This is a genomic window from Paenibacillus sp. UNC451MF (assembly GCF_000686845.1).
Classification (GTDB): Bacteria; Bacillota; Bacilli; order Paenibacillales; family NBRC-103111; genus Paenibacillus_S.
This window is the reverse complement of record NZ_JMLS01000031.1, coordinates 1-16,295: the sequence shown is the minus strand read 5'-3', so window position 1 is coordinate 16,295 and position 16,295 is coordinate 1. Positions and strand designations below refer to the sequence as shown.

22 protein-coding genes are annotated in these 16,295 nt (G+C 47.7%); 12 read left to right on the top strand and 10 right to left on the bottom strand.

Features of this window, described 5'->3' with window-relative positions; genetic code table 11:
* The first annotated feature begins 173 nt into the window (after positions 1-173).
* The 8 genes from BP97_RS37520 (at position 174) to BP97_RS0126295 (ending at position 4,970) form a co-directional block, all read left to right on the top strand.
* Positions 174-1,133 (top strand): polysaccharide deacetylase family protein, encoded by a 960-nt coding sequence (locus tag BP97_RS37520; protein WP_051620989.1) that lies wholly within the window; start codon positions 174-176, stop codon positions 1,131-1,133.
* A gap of 49 nt (positions 1,134-1,182) precedes the next feature.
* Positions 1,183-1,311, top strand: a complete 129-nt coding sequence (locus BP97_RS41490; RefSeq protein WP_269321931.1) for a hypothetical protein — start codon at positions 1,183-1,185, stop codon at positions 1,309-1,311.
* A gap of 40 nt (positions 1,312-1,351) precedes the next feature.
* Positions 1,352-1,777, top strand: a complete 426-nt coding sequence (locus tag BP97_RS37515) for a DUF3905 domain-containing protein (protein ID WP_051620988.1) — start codon at positions 1,352-1,354, stop codon at positions 1,775-1,777.
* Positions 1,778-1,893: 116 nt separating this feature from the next.
* Positions 1,894-2,328: a BrxA/BrxB family bacilliredoxin gene (locus BP97_RS0126315; RefSeq protein ID WP_028551789.1), complete on the top strand. Its 435-nt coding sequence runs from the start codon at positions 1,894-1,896 to the stop codon at positions 2,326-2,328.
* A 129-nt stretch (positions 2,329-2,457) separates the two neighbouring features.
* Entirely contained in the window at positions 2,458-3,267 is an 810-nt protein-coding gene (gene nadE, locus BP97_RS0126310; protein ID WP_028551788.1) for an ammonia-dependent NAD(+) synthetase, read from the top strand.
* A gap of 173 nt (positions 3,268-3,440) precedes the next feature.
* Complete coding sequence (acpS, locus tag BP97_RS0126305; protein WP_028551787.1) at positions 3,441-3,830, top strand: holo-ACP synthase; 390 nt, start codon at positions 3,441-3,443, stop codon at positions 3,828-3,830.
* Between the two features lie 36 nt (positions 3,831-3,866).
* Positions 3,867-4,379 carry an acyl-CoA thioesterase gene (locus tag BP97_RS0126300; protein WP_028551786.1) on the top strand — a complete coding sequence of 171 codons (513 nt, stop codon included), beginning with the start codon at positions 3,867-3,869 and terminating at the stop codon, positions 4,377-4,379.
* A 63-nt stretch (positions 4,380-4,442) separates the two neighbouring features.
* Complete coding sequence (locus tag BP97_RS0126295) at positions 4,443-4,970, top strand: DinB family protein (RefSeq protein WP_028551785.1); 528 nt, start codon at positions 4,443-4,445, stop codon at positions 4,968-4,970.
* A 71-nt stretch (positions 4,971-5,041) separates the two neighbouring features.
* Here the strand turns inward: BP97_RS0126295 and BP97_RS0126290 are convergent, their stop codons facing one another.
* The 3 genes from BP97_RS0126290 to BP97_RS0126280 form a co-directional block, all read right to left on the bottom strand.
* A complete protein-coding gene (locus BP97_RS0126290) occupies positions 5,042-5,806 on the bottom strand; it encodes an SIMPL domain-containing protein (RefSeq protein ID WP_028551784.1) in 765 nt (254 codons plus the stop codon).
* Between the two features lie 231 nt (positions 5,807-6,037).
* Entirely contained in the window at positions 6,038-6,418 is a 381-nt protein-coding gene (locus BP97_RS0126285; protein WP_051620987.1) for a c-type cytochrome, read from the bottom strand.
* A 160-nt stretch (positions 6,419-6,578) separates the two neighbouring features.
* On the bottom strand, positions 6,579-7,439 hold the full coding sequence (locus tag BP97_RS0126280) for a helix-turn-helix domain-containing protein (protein WP_028551782.1): 861 nt from the start codon (positions 7,437-7,439) through the stop codon (positions 6,579-6,581).
* Positions 7,440-7,509: 70 nt separating this feature from the next.
* Here BP97_RS0126280 and mutY point away from each other — a divergent pair, with 70 nt between their 5' ends.
* Positions 7,510-8,658: an A/G-specific adenine glycosylase gene (gene mutY / locus BP97_RS0126275; protein ID WP_028551781.1), complete on the top strand. Its 1,149-nt coding sequence runs from the start codon at positions 7,510-7,512 to the stop codon at positions 8,656-8,658.
* A 26-nt stretch (positions 8,659-8,684) separates the two neighbouring features.
* Here the strand turns inward: mutY and BP97_RS0126270 are convergent, their stop codons facing one another.
* The 4 genes from BP97_RS0126270 to BP97_RS40770 all read right to left on the bottom strand — a co-directional run bounded on the left by BP97_RS0126270 (position 8,685) and on the right by BP97_RS40770 (position 11,607).
* On the bottom strand, positions 8,685-9,368 hold the full coding sequence (locus tag BP97_RS0126270) for a Crp/Fnr family transcriptional regulator (RefSeq protein WP_028551780.1): 684 nt from the start codon (positions 9,366-9,368) through the stop codon (positions 8,685-8,687).
* 24 nt (positions 9,369-9,392) lie between these two features.
* Complete coding sequence (locus BP97_RS0126265) at positions 9,393-10,517, bottom strand: HD-GYP domain-containing protein (protein WP_028551779.1); 1,125 nt, start codon at positions 10,515-10,517, stop codon at positions 9,393-9,395.
* A 198-nt stretch (positions 10,518-10,715) separates the two neighbouring features.
* Positions 10,716-11,330: a superoxide dismutase gene (locus tag BP97_RS0126260; RefSeq protein WP_028551778.1), complete on the bottom strand. Its 615-nt coding sequence runs from the start codon at positions 11,328-11,330 to the stop codon at positions 10,716-10,718.
* 100 nt (positions 11,331-11,430) lie between these two features.
* Positions 11,431-11,607, bottom strand: a complete 177-nt coding sequence (locus BP97_RS40770; protein ID WP_197035542.1) for a hypothetical protein — start codon at positions 11,605-11,607, stop codon at positions 11,431-11,433.
* Positions 11,608-11,861: 254 nt separating this feature from the next.
* Here BP97_RS40770 and BP97_RS0126250 point away from each other — a divergent pair, with 254 nt between their 5' ends.
* From BP97_RS0126250 to xylA, 3 genes are all read left to right on the top strand, one after another.
* Positions 11,862-12,557, top strand: coding sequence for a copper homeostasis protein CutC (locus BP97_RS0126250; protein WP_028551777.1), 696 nt, complete (start codon positions 11,862-11,864; stop codon positions 12,555-12,557).
* 19 nt (positions 12,558-12,576) lie between these two features.
* A complete protein-coding gene (locus tag BP97_RS0126245; RefSeq protein WP_028551776.1) occupies positions 12,577-13,572 on the top strand; it encodes an asparaginase in 996 nt (331 codons plus the stop codon).
* A gap of 239 nt (positions 13,573-13,811) precedes the next feature.
* A complete protein-coding gene (gene xylA, locus BP97_RS0126240) occupies positions 13,812-14,978 on the top strand; it encodes a xylose isomerase (protein ID WP_028551775.1) in 1,167 nt (388 codons plus the stop codon).
* 52 nt (positions 14,979-15,030) lie between these two features.
* Here xylA and BP97_RS0126235 read toward each other — a convergent pair whose 3' ends face one another.
* The 3 genes from BP97_RS0126235 to BP97_RS37510 form a co-directional block, all read right to left on the bottom strand.
* A complete protein-coding gene (locus BP97_RS0126235) occupies positions 15,031-15,579 on the bottom strand; it encodes a GNAT family N-acetyltransferase (protein WP_051620985.1) in 549 nt (182 codons plus the stop codon).
* A 123-nt stretch (positions 15,580-15,702) separates the two neighbouring features.
* Positions 15,703-15,864 (bottom strand): hypothetical protein, encoded by a 162-nt coding sequence (locus BP97_RS39850; protein ID WP_231506435.1) that lies wholly within the window; start codon positions 15,862-15,864, stop codon positions 15,703-15,705.
* A 209-nt stretch (positions 15,865-16,073) separates the two neighbouring features.
* A partial coding sequence (locus BP97_RS37510; RefSeq protein ID WP_028549151.1) for a transposase occupies positions 16,074-16,295 on the bottom strand: 222 nt, incomplete at its 5' end.

The window sequence follows — 16,295 nt, the reverse complement described above, 5'->3', positions numbered from 1 at the left end:
GAAAGTACGTTTTTCTCATTGTACGCTTTTTCCAACTTAAAGCAAAGGACAGGGAGCTTCAGCGATAAGTAATTATTTCATATATATCCCAGGCTAACCAGTAATTCTACGGTCTTTGCCGACGACAGGAGAGCCATAATAACCTTACGATGTCGGGAACTGGAGGGATTTCCTTGAAGCAGGGAAACGGGCTAATGTGGTCCATTTTAGCCGGATGCATTGCCATTTCATTGATTTGGACCGTATGGCTTCCGACTTACTCAACAGATTCGAATTTCAACTCTAGTGAAGACCTCGCTACAGAGCACACTTCTCAGCCGCAGCCATTTACCGATGAACTCTTAGTGAATGAACCTGCGACAATTCCGCTGCAAGAGTACGAGGATAAGGAAGAGGAGCGCGTAACGACTAAGCTTAAGCTAAAAGGAAGCTACACCGAACCTTTATATCATCAAGTGGAGGCACCCTCATCCAAAGTAAAGGAAAGTATCGGGAAGAACAAAATAGCCTATTTGACTTTCGATGACGGCCCTTCGCGTAATACGGAGCGTATTTTGCAGATTTTAAACGAAAATGATGTCAAAGCGACTTTTTTTGTAACCGGACGCGCCGCTGAAAAACACCTCATGTCGCTCAAGCATATCGTTCAATTAGGACATACGCTGGGCAATCATTCATACTCGCATGACTATCAGCGAATCTATGCTTCTGTGGAGGCCTTTAAAACCGATGCGGACAAGCTAGGTCGGTTTCTGCATGATAAGGTGGGAATAGAACCAAAGCTAATCCGTTTTCCTGGCGGGTCGAATAATCGGTTAAGCTGGCGGGCTGGAGGTCGAAGCGTGATGAATGCTATTACCCGGGAAATGTCGAAAAATGGGTATCAATACTTTGATTGGAATGTGAGCTCTACGGATGCTGCCGCAGTCGTTCAACCTAAAGAGGAAATTATTAACGCAGTTAAGGGAAACAGCACCGGAAAAAATCGGATTATTGTGCTGATGCACGATATGGATGTTAAAACAACGACCGTAGAAGCGCTTCCCGAGGTTATTGTTCATTTGAAGCAGCAAGGCTACCAGTTTGAGGTACTCAGTAAGCATTCGTTTACGTACCAATTTTTGAAGCTTTGAGTTAATTCCATGAGGGGAAGCATAATAACAGGGAAGGGAGATGGTGACTATGGCAAAGAACCGCACCGTAAACTCTAAGGAACAGCAAATTCAAGCGCAGCAAAATAATAGCCCGGAAGTGGCAAATGAAGCGATACGGGATAAAAAACTGGATGGCCCGAACCGTCCTTCGGTTTAGGAACTTTATTTATCATGCAAGCATAAAGGAGTGACCAAGCATGAGTCCCAACGAGAAAGAACAGCCTAGTCGTCCCGTTTCAGCCAATACAAGGGATCAAAGCGAACTGGACCCGTTTGAGATTAACTTTTTACCGCAATTTCTGGAGGGGAGGGGGCCGAGAGATCCCTTTGTCAACTCTCAGGGCGTGGTAATCGGAGACCACGACTATGAATCAGACGAGTCTCCGCTAGAAAACTGGTCTAAGGAAGTCGATCCTTCGGTTATGTCAGGTGACGAATGGGTGCATCCATTCAAGGATATTGGCTTTCAAACAGCGGAGAACAAAGATTATTTCGAGAAGGGGATTATTCCGCAAACAGGCAATTTTGCTCATCCCGACAAAAATGTCGCTTATCCTGTCTACAGTGCCCCTTTGGACAGTGAGGCGGAGAATGGCGAGCAACCGAATACTGATAAATCGTAATAACCATAAATGAATGCTCAAACTTTTATTAAGGACTTTGCTTTCCTACCTTGCCGATGTATAATGAGACATACGATAGTTTGTAAATCCTTATGTAGGTAAAGGAGTGGAAGTAAATGTCCATGTCATTTGAGTCATACATGAAAGATATGGTTCAACCGATGAGAGATGAGTTGACTCGTCACGGAATCACTGAACTGCGCACGCCTGAAGAGGTTGTGGAAAACATCGAGAATTCCAAGGGCACTGCTCTTCTTGTTATTAACTCCGTTTGCGGCTGTGCCGCCGGACAATGCAGACCAGGCGTAGCCAAAGCACTGCAAAACGCAGTGAAGCCGGATCAATTGTTTACCGTATTCGCTGGTCAGGATAAAGAAGCGACAGCTAAGGCGCGCGAATATTTGGCACCTTATCCTCCGTCTTCCCCGTCCATCGCTCTTCTGAAAGACGGTGAGTTGGTACATTTCATCCAACGTCATCAAATCGAAGACCGTTCGGCCGATATGATCGCTGGAGATTTGATCAGCGCATTTGAGCAGTATTGCAAATAAGAAGTCCTTTAAAAGCTCCCCATCGGTACCGGATAGATCAACGGCCGATGAGGGGCTTTTTAGTTCTTGCAATCTGTATACAGTTCACTATACTTATAGGAAATAGAGAGTGGAAGAGGTGTATAAACGATGAGTATACAACAGGAAATTATCGCAAAGTTGGGTGTAAAGCCGCAAATCAATGTGGATGAAGAAATCCGCAAACGCGTCGATTTTTTGAAGGAGTACATAGTATCATCGGGAGTCAACGGTCTCTTGATCGCTATCAGCGGCGGGATTGACAGTGCCGTAGCCACAGGACTCTGCATTCGGGCCACCGATGAATTAACGCAGGAAAAAGGCAAGGAATACAAGACGCTAGGCGTTTTCCAGCCTTATGGACAACAAGTGGATATCGCGGACAGCTACGCCGTAGCCGAAGCGTTCAAGCTAAAATATCGGGTCGAAACCAACATTGAGGAAGCGGTCAACGAGATTGCGCTCGAAGCGGAGCATGCCTTGAAATCCATCGGAGAGCATCGGCATTTAAGCCGCGGCGGCAAAGGAAACGTAAAGGCGAGAACGCGGATGGTAATGCAATATGCGCTGGCCTTTGAGCTGAATTTGCTTGTCGTTGGTACAGACCATGCATCCGAGGCGATCACTGGTTTCTATACCAAATACGGCGATGGAGCTGTAGACATTACTCCTCTTAGCTCATTGAACAAGCGTCAAGTTCGACAACTGGCTGCAGCGCTCGGCGTTCCGCAAAGCGTTCTGGATAAGGCCCCAACTGCCGGCTTATGGGAAGGTCAAACCGACGAGAATGAGCTTGGCATCACTTACGAGGCTAACAGCAGTTATCTTGAAGGCAAGGAGATCGATCCGGCCGACAAGGAAAAGTTGGAGAAGCATTACTTGAAAACAGAGCACAAGCGTGCTCAGATTCCAGGGATCTAATATGAACAGGCCGAGCCATGCTCGGTCTGTTTTTTCAAAAGAATAGACAGGTCGCGGCGGGGATTCTTTTCTTGCGTTTGGAATGCAGATTCGATACGATGAGATAAAATACCCGGGGAGGGTCTGGACGTTGAGGGCTCTTTCATACCGGACTGGAAAAGGACGCTTTCCCGATGATTATTGGAATTGGTACGGATCTGCTCGACATTGCAAGAGTGAAGAGCATTCTGGAGAGCACGGCAGGTGAGCGATTCATGCAGCGAATACTTACCGAAGCGGAGAGAGAGCTCGCGTCTCAGCGCAAAGGAAGATTGGCTGAGTTTGTAGCCGGCCGTTTTGCTGCCAAAGAGGCTGTAAGCAAGGCTCTAGGGTGTGGTATCGGCAAGCAGGTGTCGCTGCAGGATATGGAAGTGCTTCCGGATGCTCTAGGTAAACCTGGTTGCAGACTGTCAGATGAAGCGCTTCAGAGGCTGCAGCTTCCGAATGGAGCTATAGTCCATCTGAGCATAACCCATACGGAGTCAATGGCTATGGCTTACGCGATAGTTGAAACATCAAACTAGAGAAGAACCGTTTACATGCATGGGAGGAAAAGAGTAGTGGAGCAGCGATTTGTTAAGGAATCGAGAACGTATAAGACATCCAGAATATTTCCCACGGATGTCAATAACCACAACACGCTATTTGGAGGCAAGTTAATGGCATACATTGACGATATTGCCTCTATTTCGGCATCCAAGCACTGCCGCCGATCGGTAGTAACAGCTTCTACCGACTCCGTCGACTTTTTGTCCCCGATCCGGCCGACAGATTCGGTTTGCTTGGAATCATTCGTAACTTGGACAGGGAAAAGCTCGATGGAAGTGTTCGTGAAGGTCATCACCGAGGATTTGAAGTCGGGCGAAAGAACGATCGCAGCCACGTCGTTTCTTACTTTCGTCGCGATGGATGAGAACAAGAGGCCGATTCAGGTTCCTAAGGTGATCCCGGAAACCGAAGAAGAGCGCCGTTTGAATCAAACGGCTACAAGACGAGCTGAAATGCGCAAAGCACGCCGGGAAGAAAGCAAGGAGTTTTCTGATCATTTAATTACCCGCTTCCCATGGGAATAAGAAACGGAAATCAGCAGCTTGGAAATTCGAAAAAACGGTTGAGGGGAAAGGCGGTTATTCGATATGAACCAAAGGCCAACTTCAAGCGAGTATGCTCCTTATTACAGCACCTATATTAGGCTTGTTCCCGAAGAGGGGGATTTGAGCCAGATTTTGAAAGAGCAGCTCAATAGCACCTATGCTTTGTTAAGTGATTTAACGGATGAGCAAGGAAACTATAGGTATGCAGACGGAAAATGGAGTGTTAAAGAGGTACTAGGCCACATTACGGACAATGAGCGGATCATGAGCTACCGCCTGCTTCGTATTGCAAGAGGAGATAAGACGCCACTGCCTGGTTACGATCAAGATACGATGATGGAGGGTGCTCCTTTTAATCAATGTTCCGTTGCGTTTCTGCTTGAAGACTACAAAGCGGTTCGACAAGCTACTCTCACCCTGTTGAGTGCACTTACAGAGGAAGCATGGATAAGACAAGGAACCGCGAGTGATAGTGTGTTCTCTGCAAGGGCATTGGCATGCGTCATCGTCGGTCATGAGCTGCACCACTTGAATGTGCTGTACGAACGCTACGGGTTGAAAAGACTTTAAGCAGGCTAACTAAAGAATCTCCCACGGTCAATTAAGACTGTGAGAGATTCTTTTTATTTTACATGTTTTTATTAGAATTCGTATTGAACACTGAGATTCGTTGTAATCGTCAGTTCACCTGGAGCGATGGATGTTGGAGTAGAAGTGGAATCCGCTGTTTTCATAAGCATAGGACTGTACTCGCGGCGAATAGGGATAGCGGAGCTTCCGTTTTGGACTACGTTTACTACGCCTTTCAGCTCTTTACCGACGGTTTTGGCAATGGCTTTCGCTTTGGCTTCGGCATTTTTCATTGCAGAATCAATGGCCTGGATCTCATAGTCCTGGCGTTTTTCGGTATCGAACTGAACACCATTAATTTGGTTCGCCCCGGCAGCGGATGCCGCATCGAGGAAAGCGCCCACTTTATCGATATCGCGGTAAGTGACTTGAACCATTTGTGTTGCGGAGTAACCGGTAATTTTCGGTTCCTTATCCGAATAGTTATAAACCGGCTGCACGGAGAATCCGGACGTTTTCACGTCTGTCTTGTCGAGCTTGTACGTATCATACAGCATGGAAGTCAGGCCTGCGAAGCTTTCAGCGTTCAGTGTCTGGGCTTCACTTGCGGTGTTGGCTTTGGTCATAACGCCCAAATTGATATAGGCTACGTCTGGAGTAACCTTGATCTCGCCTTCGCCTCCAACGGTAATAGTTTTGCTGTAGGCCGGGCTCACTTGCTCAGCGTAAGCTGGTGTGACGCCAGCCGGATGAAGAGAGGTGAAATAAGTCAGGCCAGATAATAAGGTGACTGTGGCAACTCCGATAATGAGCTTGTTTTTGACTGTCGATTTCATATTATTCCCCCGATTACCAAAATGTTGTTTCACTTCTAAAAACGGAATCGTCCGGTAAAATGTTGCAGCCAAATAAGGAAGACAAAATAAATTTTTGAAATTAAATGGCGCGCAGCACTCATTCTTATTTTGATTCATCACATTAAAAAACAAAAACATCTGATATACGAGCGAATCGTAGAACGGATGTTTTTGGTCTATGCGTTCAGCTATGTAAGTAGTGCTTAAGGTTTATTTTTTACCTGCAAGCCATTCAGCTAACGCTTCGGTTTCCTCCGGCTTCAGCTTGGTGCCAAAGCCCGGCATGCCGTTGCCACCGCTAATAATCTGCTTGCTGATCTGCTCCTTCGTCAGCTTTCCGCCGATCTTTTGCAGATTGGTTGTGGGACCGACCTTGCCTTCGAGATTATTCCCGTGGCAAGAGATACAGCTTTGTTTGTAGAGAGCTTGTACCTGCTCCGGTGCGCTTGTCAGCGCGTCGCCCTGGCTTGCTGCTTTATTGCTGCCTCCGAAAGGTTCCCCGCCCTGCTTGGCGGCACTGCCGCAGCCGGCCAATGTTCCTACAATTAGCAAAGAAATGGCCCAACTGAGCCCTTTATTTAATCTACTCATCCGGTTATCCCCCTACCCGAGTGGTTTGATCTGTTGACGGAAGCCGTCCGTTGTACGCCCATATCGGTTGAAATCAATGGAAAAAGGCGTGCTTATGGGTAGCGTACACCTTTCGACATGGGAAGTCAAACCGTGCGCCGAGACGACAGCTTATGCGTTTTTACCGGTCCATAAAAGGAGCGAAGCGGTGCTTTTTCGCGTAATCGCGAGGCGAGACACCGGTGACTTTTTTGAAAATACGGCTGAAGTAAAATTCATCCGTGTACCCGACACTGTTAGCGATCAGCTTCAGTCGGTAATCGGACAGAACCAATAATTCTTTGGCGCGATCCACCCGCAGATGGGTCAAGTAATCGATAGGACTGTATCCGATATATTTTTTAAACAATCGGGAATAGTGACTGACGCTCAAGCCTGCCATTTGCGCCAATCCCTCTAAGGTTAATGGCTCTTGATAATGGCCGACCATATGATCCTGCGTCAGCTCTATGGCGGCAGTGGTGTCGCCAGCTATTTTTTGCGCGCGGAAGTCTTGGATGAGGGTTAGGAAGAACTCCAGAAGCAATATTTTTCTCCGCATGGCGGTCATATGCCCTCTGCGCTTCCATAAAATATCCAGCTGCTCGAACAAATAAATGAGCTGAGGCGTATTGTTGACCGTGTACATGCCCTCCAAGGGAAAAGCGGCTTCAGAGGAGCTGCGGTAAATCCACTGTTCCTTCTCCTCGAAAGTTTCCGTATAATGAAAACGGAGGAAGTAGTACTCGAGCGGCTGCTCGGCATCTGTACGCCGTTCTACGACCATACCGGGACTGAAGCAAAAAAATTTTCCAGGCTCTGCAGGATAATGCGTTCCGTTGATCGTAAACGTACCTTTCCCTTTAATGATAAGCCAGATCGAATTGTGTTGAATCGTTCTGGGCAGTTGGTGCCACTGGGGGCTGCATTTTTGATGTCCTACTAGTAGGATGGAAATAACGAGCCTATTGAGCCGTGCCGCCAGTTCACCGGGAGTTAACATTTGCCTCACTCCTCTGATGGTTTTAAATGCCATCATTATACCATAACGTTCGGCAATAGAAGGAGACCTCATGGATACGAACCTTAAAAAACAATATTTTTCTGAAGAGCTGCTGGCATGGTACCGCAAGCATCGCAGGGACCTGCCCTGGCGGCGAAGCAAAAACCCTTATCATATATGGATTTCTGAAGTGATGCTGCAGCAAACCCGAGTGGACACGGTCATACCGTACTTCCACCGGTTTACCGAACGGTTTCCGACGATGGAGGCACTTGCTAACGCCCCGGAGGAAGATGTGCTGAAGCTGTGGGAAGGACTTGGGTATTACTCTAGAGCCCGCAATTTGCAAGGCGCCGTACGTGAGGTGCAGGAGCGGTATGGTGGTGTGGTTCCGGATACATTGAAGGAAATCTCCACCTTAAAAGGAGTTGGTCCCTACACGGCCGGAGCGGTACTAAGTATAGCGTACAATAAACCGGAGCCGGCAGTGGACGGTAATGTCATGCGGGTGCTGTCACGTTATTTTCTCATCGAGGAAGACATTATGAAGGTCAGCACAAGAGGGCTGATGGAGAAGCTCGCGAAGGAGCTGATTCCTGAGGGCGCAGCCGGGGATTTTAATCAAGGCTTGATGGAGCTTGGAGCAATGGTTTGCACTCCCCGATCGCCTCACTGCCTGACCTGTCCCGTAATGGAGCATTGCTCCGCCCGGGAAGCGGGAATGGAGGAGGAGCTGCCTGTTAAGAAAAAGGCCAAGCCTCCGCGTCCAGAGTATCGGCTTGCCGCTCTTGTCGAAGGAACCGGCCCGAACAAGGGACAGGTGCTGATTCGGCAGCGGCCGCAGGAAGGCTTGCTCGCCCGGATGTGGGAGCTGCCGCATGCGGAGGTTCCATTCGCATACTCGGGTTCGGAGAAGGCGCATCACGCGATAGACTCGATTCCCGCTTCGGTGTCCATATTGATCGATCAATTGGCCGAAGAAACTATCGGCATTCATCCAGAAAGATGGTACATGCATGCTGAACACACCTTTAGTCATATCCATTGGGATATGCAGGTTGTAGCCTGTAGTCTGGAGCCCATGATGGTGCCTTCCAGCGCGGGAATGCTTATGCCTTCTCACTATCAGTGGGTTGACCGGGATTCGATGGGACAGTATGCGTTCCCCAATGTCTTTTTGAAAATTTTAAACCGGTATTTCGCTGAGCAAGGCTCTTAGTCGAAAGGAAGCAAAAAGAGCGGGTTTTAAACAATCCGCTCTTTTAATGCATCCATCTTTTTTATGAAGATCATTTTTTTATCGATTGAGATGATCTGATCATCCTGAAGCTCCTGCAGCACCTTGGTAACAGACTCGCGCACGGTTCCAGCCAGGTTGGCCAGCTGCTGGTGGGTCAGCTTCATATTGATTAAGATCCCACTCTGACGCATAATGCCATGCTCCTCAGCTAACCGGGAGATGACTTTGATGGTCCGTGTGCGTACATCCAGGAAGGTTAGATTGGCAATTTGATCATTGGCGTTGCGCAGCCGTTCCATTGTGGCTTCAAGCAGCTTTAGGCAAAGCTTCGGTGACTTCTCCAAAAAAGCGATAAAATCGGATCTCATTAAGGAATACATCGTGGTTGGAGCCAACGTCTCTGCCGTAGCCGATCGGGTCATAACTTGCTGTATAAGCGACATTTCCCCGAAATAATCTCCCTCGCTTAATAAGCTAAGGATGACTTCCTTTGTGTAATCGATTCGATAAATTTTGACGACACCCGTCTCGATGATGAAAAATTCGTTTCCTTGATCGCCTTCATGGAACAAAACCGTATTTTTCTTTATTTTACGTTCCGTAAAGAGAGGCGATATGGACATTAGCTCACTTACCGTCAGATCTTCAAATAAAGGAACTTCCTTTAATAAAGGAACAATATTGTGCATTCAAAGCTCATCTCTTTTCCAAACTTAATGTACCAGCGCATCTTCGCCAATGCGGTAAATCCTAATGTGCGGGTGGGTGGATAAATCCATTTCCACAGACTTCATCAAGTCTTGGCCCTGCTCATTGGTAAGAATGCGGACGACCGGTCGGTGTTTCAAGCCGAGGTTGCGTTTCGATACGATACCGATTTGTCCTGTACTTAACCGAACGCTTAAGCCGACGGGATAAATGGCGGCACGGCTGCGAAACGAATCTACCTTCTCTCTATCATACAGCGTTCCAGCTCTTGTGAAAAGATTTTCCAGTGCGTGTTCCGGTGGAAAAGCTGGTCGGTAAGGACGCGGATTGGTCATAGCATCGTAAGCGTCCAACAAACCTATCCATTGGGCATAAGGATGAATACCCGCTTGAGTTAAGCCGGCAGGATAACCGCTCCCATTAATCTTCTCGTGATGCTGAAGTGTGCAGTGTGCGGACAAGAGCGGGATACCAGGAGCATCTTTGACTATTTTGTAGCCGTACTCTGTGTGCTTTTGAATTTCCTCGTATTCGAGCGGTGTAAGGGGGCCTGTTTTTAATAACAGCTTGGGGGATACTTGGGTGTTACCGATATCGTGCAGCATGGCGCCAAGCCCGAAAGCGTAGAGGTCGTCCTGCCCGTAGCCATCGAGAATGCCGATTCGAGTGGCATATACACAAACATTCAAGGCGTTTTGCCACAGCTGCTCAAGGATAGAAAGACTGTTTTTGTTGGTGTACATTAACCTGATCGTATCATCCTCGGGCGATAGCTTGCGCTGCTCCTGCAAATCGTCAAGAATCAGCTTCATACTAATGAGCGCTGATTGTGACAAGGAGCGCATGTCTCCGCTGTTCCAGTCTCCGGATTGCTGCAGCCTTTGAAAAGCGGGCATCAAGTGATGTCGAACGGCACTCGACGTATCCTCGCTCAGCGCATCAGCAATTTGAATATCGTCCGTTCGAGGATCATCGATATGCAGCTGCTGATAGCCCATCAGCTTTAATTTGCGAATATCAGGCTGGGAAAGCTCCGAGTGGTAACTCAACATCGTTTGCCCCTCTTCGGACACAATGGATTTGCCAAGCCTCATGCCGGGTTGCACCATTGAGATAGGGAGTAGTCTCATCGACTAAATACCACCTTTGTACTCGGTTATTTGATTGTGCTTGCTGGAAAGCTGTATAAATGCCTGATGGTTCATCGCAAGGCTTCGATTAACGTTGTTCCCATTATTTCATATCAAGGAAAAAAATGCTACGGAATATTCCATGAACACATCAAAAAGAGAGGGACTATAGAGCCCCTCTCTCTAATGGTACAATGCTTATTTTGCTGCAGCTTCGTAACGTTTGCCAACTTCAGCCCAGTTAACAACATTCCAGAACGCAGAGATGTAGTCAGGACGTTTGTTTTGATATTTCAAGTAGTAAGCATGCTCCCATACGTCCATACCAAGGATTGGCGTGTTGCCTTCCATGATAGGGCTGTCTTGGTTAGGAGTGCTGCTTACAACCAATTTGCCTTGAGGAGTAACGGAAAGCCATGCCCAGCCGCTTCCGAAACGAGTAGTGCCGGCTTTAGCGAAATCTTCTTTGAATTTATCGAAGCCGCCCAATTCGTTGTTGATGGCATCAGCCAATTTACCTGTTGGAGCGCCGCCGCCGTTAGGTCCGATAACTTCCCAGAACAGGGAGTGGTTAGCGTGTCCGCCGCCGTTGTTGCGAACAGCAGTACGGATAGCTTCAGGTACGCTGTTCAGATCAGCGATCAGATCTTCAATGCTTTTTGCTTGAAGCTCTGGGTGACCTTCCAAAGCACCGTTCAAGTTCGTTACATAAGTGTTGTGATGACGATCGTGGTGAATCATCATAGTTGTCTCGTCGATATGCGGTTCCAACGCGTTGTTTGCATAAGGCAGTGCTGGTAATTGATGTGCCATGGTTATACCTCCTAATAATATGTAATTTCTTATTCCGTTTCTTATTATCCTCTATTTTTGATATAAAATCAACATGTATGTATAAAAAGTGAGAATGTATTCAATCCCGCTTTTGGATTTCTTGAATAATTTGACTCAGCATAGCTGTACCCTGGGCATTTAGCCAAGGGGACAAATCACTCATGACACGTTGATGATAGTGCAGCTCTTCTCCGGTCCAGCCGGATGTTTTTACATCGTTAAGCTCGTGAATTCGTCGGATGTCCTGACTTGTCATGGCCGTTCTCCTTTCCCTTTGTTGTCAATTTCCCGCATTAGCATTTCTCGGCAGCGGCCATTTTATACCTCGACATCAGGGTGGAGACACCTTGTCATGTCATTAACCAATGTTTAATGGCGTGAAACATGATAAGGATAAATGACCTTGTTTTCGGGTATGCAAATGGGCAAGGGTATGTTAGAATGCGGGCGTACGATAAGCTCAATTACATAAGAAAAGACAAAATGACCTCAAGGGAAGAGGGATGTCTCATGATATTGGAAGTGATAGCAACGAGTGTTGCCGATGCGAGATTAGCACAAAATAACGGGGCGGGAAGAATCGAGCTGATATCTGGCATAGGAGAGGGCGGGGTGACACCGAGCTTCGGTCTCATCGAACAGGTACTTGCCGCGGTTACTATACCGGTTCATGTCATGGTCCGCCCGCATGCCAATACGTTTTTCTATGATGAGGACGACATACGTACCATGCTTGCGGATATCCGCATCATTCGTAGTCTTGGTCCTGCCGGTATTGTAGTCGGTGCATTAACTCCGGGCGGTCGAGTTGATGAGGCTGCGATGGAGCGTCTGTTGGCGGAGGCGAAAGGAGTATCCGTTACATTTCACCGGGCTATAGATGAAGTGAGGGATCAAGAAGAGGCGCTCCGTACAATAGGCAAGTATTCGTCGATTTCGCGTATACTGACATCAGGAGGAAAGCCAAGCGCGCTAGATTCCATAAAGACGATTCAACAAATGAATCGGATTTGTAAAGAGTTATCGATCACTCTGCTTGCAGGAAGCGGGTTGAAGATTGAATCTCTGGCCTCCTTTATATCTGAATCAGGGGTCACGGAGGTCCATTTAGGTACTGGTGTCCGTGTGGATTCAAGCCCGTGGAAACCGCTGGATCCAGTCAAACTGCACGCAGCGGCGAATATCGTTGCGAGTTTTTCCAATTAATGTAGCGGGAGGAACCCATATGAGCGAGATCCTGGTAGAGGAGCTTCGCGGCGGACTGCTCGAGTGCCAATATGCCGGGCATATTTGTGGCGTAGATGAATCGGGCAGCGTGAGGTACAAAGTCGGAAATGCACATCACATGACCTATTTGCGCTCGGCGGCGAAGCCGATTCAGGCGATTCCGTCTTTTCGTTATGGCATAGCACAACGCTATCCTTTTACCGAAAAAGAGCTTGCAATTATGACTGCGTCGCACCGTTCGGAGCCCTTTCATGTTACGGCTCTGGAATCCATGATGGACAAAATCGGGTTGTCTGAGGAACATCTGGCCTGTCATGCGACCTACCCATTAAATACAGCTGCTCTCAACGAACTCGTTACCCAAGGGAAGCCAGAGCGCCGATTGTATCATAATTGCTCGGGCAAACATCTGGGCATTCTTGCTTACTGTAAGAGCAGAGGCTTTAGCTTGAGCGGGTACGATGATCCGAAACACCCTGTACAGCAGGAGATTGTTCAAACATTGGCTATGCTATCCGAATATCCTGCGGAAAATATTCATATCGGCGTTGACGGCTGCGGCTTTCCCGTGTTTGCTATCCCGCTGTATCATTTGGCATTAGCCTATTTGAAGCTGGGTTGCCCCGATCTTATTGGCGATAAGGCGACAAGGGTCGCTGTAGAGGAGATAACGGCATTAATGAACCGCAACTTCGAGATGGTAGCTGGGACGGACATGATTTGCTCGACGCTGCTTTCCGACGATAATATCGTCGCCAAGGGAGGAGCGAAGGGAGTCTACTGTTTCGGTCTGCGTAAGGAGAGGCTTGCGTTTGCCCTTAAGGTGATGGATGGCTCCGAAGATAAATGGCCGATGATTGTGGCAGCTATTCTGGAGCAGATCGGATATGATCGCAAGCAGACTATCGACGAACTGTACAGGTTGTGTCCGAAGATTCTTACCAATGGCAGTGGAACTATTGTAGGGGAGAATAGAGCGGTGTTCCAGCTGTGACCCTTTTGTTGAAATACATGATTGCCTTAAAAATAGTCGTTTCCCGTGAATTCAGTGCCTAGGCTGGAGGTCGTCGGGAGACGGCTTTTTCTTTTTCTTGAATTCAGTCCCATGAATGCGCTAAAAAATTTATATATAAAAGGTCCGCAGCAGGTCTTTTATTTTCATCCGATCAGTGGTAAACTAATCCTCAGAAACATAGTTTATCGAATAAACAAAGTACGCGCGGAGGTGCACTTATGAGTTCATTTATTCCTAAAAAAGAAGATCGTTTTACATTCGGCCTATGGACGGTAGGCAATTCAGGCCGTGACCCGTTCGGATTGCCTGTACGGGAAGGCTTTACCCCGGTAGAATCGGTACATATGCTTGCGGAGCTTGGCGCTTATGGCGTAAACTTCCATGACAACGATCTCGTGCCGATTGACGCTACACCTGCGGAAAGAGACCGTATTGTAAGTGAATTCCGTCGCGCTCTGGAAGATACCGGATTGAAAGTACCTATGGCCACAGTAAGTCTGTTCACTGATCCAATCTTCAAGGATGGCGGCTTTACATCCAACGATCCTCGTGTACGCGCTTACGCGATCCAGAAGACGATGCAAGCGATGGATCTTGGCAAAGAGTTTGGAGCGGAAACCTTCGTTTTGTGGGGCGGACGTGAAGGCTCGGAAGTCGATGCGGGTAAAGATGCAGTAGAAGCTACCAAGCGCTATAGAGAAGCAATCAACTATTTGTGCGAATACAGCATTTCGCAAAACTACGGCTACAAATTCGCGCTGGAGGCAAAGCCGAACGAGCCGCGTGCCGACATCTATATGCCAACTACAGGAGCTATGCTCGGTCTAATCACTACGTTGGATCATCCTGAGCTGGTAGGGGTTAACCCTGAGGTTGCCCATGAGCGCATGGCTGGCTTGAACTTCTATCATGCGGTTGCTCAGGCACTGGATGCAGGTAAGCTGTTCCATATCGATTTGAACGATCAGAAGATGGGACGCTTCGACCAAGACTTGCGTTTTGGCTCTGATGGCATCAAGGAAGCTTTCTTCCTCGTCAAGCTGTTGGAAGACTACAACTACAAAGGCATGCTGCATTTCGATGCGCACGCGCTTCGTACGGAAGACCGCCAAGGCGTTATCGAGTTTGCCAAAGGGAATATGAAAACTTACTTGATCTTGAAGGAGAAAGTAAGACAATTCAACGAGGATAAAGAGATTCAAGCGTTGTTGCAAGAAATTAACGGCAAGAAGCTGGATCTGCCTGGCTTCGATATTCAATTCTCCGCTGAGAGCTTGAAAGCGTTGAAAGGATATCAAGTGGACCGTGCGGGCATCGGTGCGGAAGGCATCAAATACGAGAAGCTCGATCAGCTTACTATTGAAATTTTGCTCGGAGTACGCTAAAAATAAGAAAAACGACATGAGGCCCACGGCCTGTGTCGTTTTTTTTTACCTCTTATAGGCGCTTGGCATAACAGTGCCTCGGATGTCCTCCGTACATAGGACGGGTAAATTGAAGGGAGAAGCCGGCTGCTTCGAGATTCCGCCGGCTGGCCTCGTTATCGGGATGAACGGTAGAGTATACGTACAGAAAGCCGCGGGCACGAGCGCGCTGCTCTCGCAAATGGTGGAAATACCGCTGCAAGCCTCGCCCTCGAACGGATTCGTGAACGATAGTCGCATCAAAAATCGCTACTAAATGCAGCTCGTCCTCCGGAACTCCAAACTCACGCCCCAAATTTTTGGCAGCGGAACCGGGGAATGCAAGCACGGAGTAGGCAGCTAGCCGTCCACCGGAAAACGCGCCGTATATTTCTCCATGTTCTTCGATGTGAGCGTGGAGGTAATCTATATCGTCCGTGGCGAAGAGAGTGCGGGAGGGGAGACGTGAAACAACGTCCTCCATCAGCTTAAGTATGTCTTCAACGTCGTCGTGCTCTAGTCTGCATACTTTCAAATCACCGATTTCATTTGAATGGATACTGCTAGCTTCATTTTTGTTCATATCATGTTCCTTTCCTTACAAGACGGAGAAGTATAGAACTACCTCAGCTTCTTTTCCATGCAAATGCTGCTGGGGCAATCAATATACTCACCGAATGGCTCGATATGATAATAGCCGCATTTTTCATATAACGCTATCAACGTCATGGATCGCTTGATCGTTAAAGTCCACTATGAATACTTCTTCCGCTGGATACTTGGCGTATAGCTCTTCATCTAGTTGGGTGATCAGCTGCAATAAGTCGGGATTCGTCGAATCGGTTAGCTTTAATTGTACAGTATCCAAAAGATATACACTCCCATGCGTGGAAATAATACTTCTTATTAAATACTGCATGACGATTTGAGTTTTGTAAAGGCTGGGGTTCTAGAAGGAAAAAGCATGAAAAAAAGAGGGCATTTCGCCCTCTCAGATTGTAGAGAAACCCATGTTTTTTTAAAACGTTGGGTTTCTTTCTGTATTTAGAGGCTATTTTGAGAAGGCCGGATGGGAGGCTAGGCCTCTTTCGCCTTCCGCTCCAGATGGAATGCAATCTTTTTCATGTTTTGTACGGCTGCTGTCATAAGCGCTTGCTCCGTGACATTTCGAAGCCCCCGCAAACGGCAATAGCGAAACCCATGGAGCTGTTTAGCGTCCGCGAAGCTTCGCTCAATCGTTTCTTTTCGTTTTTGGTAAAGCCGCTTACCGGATCTACTCAACCGGTTTAATCGCACTTG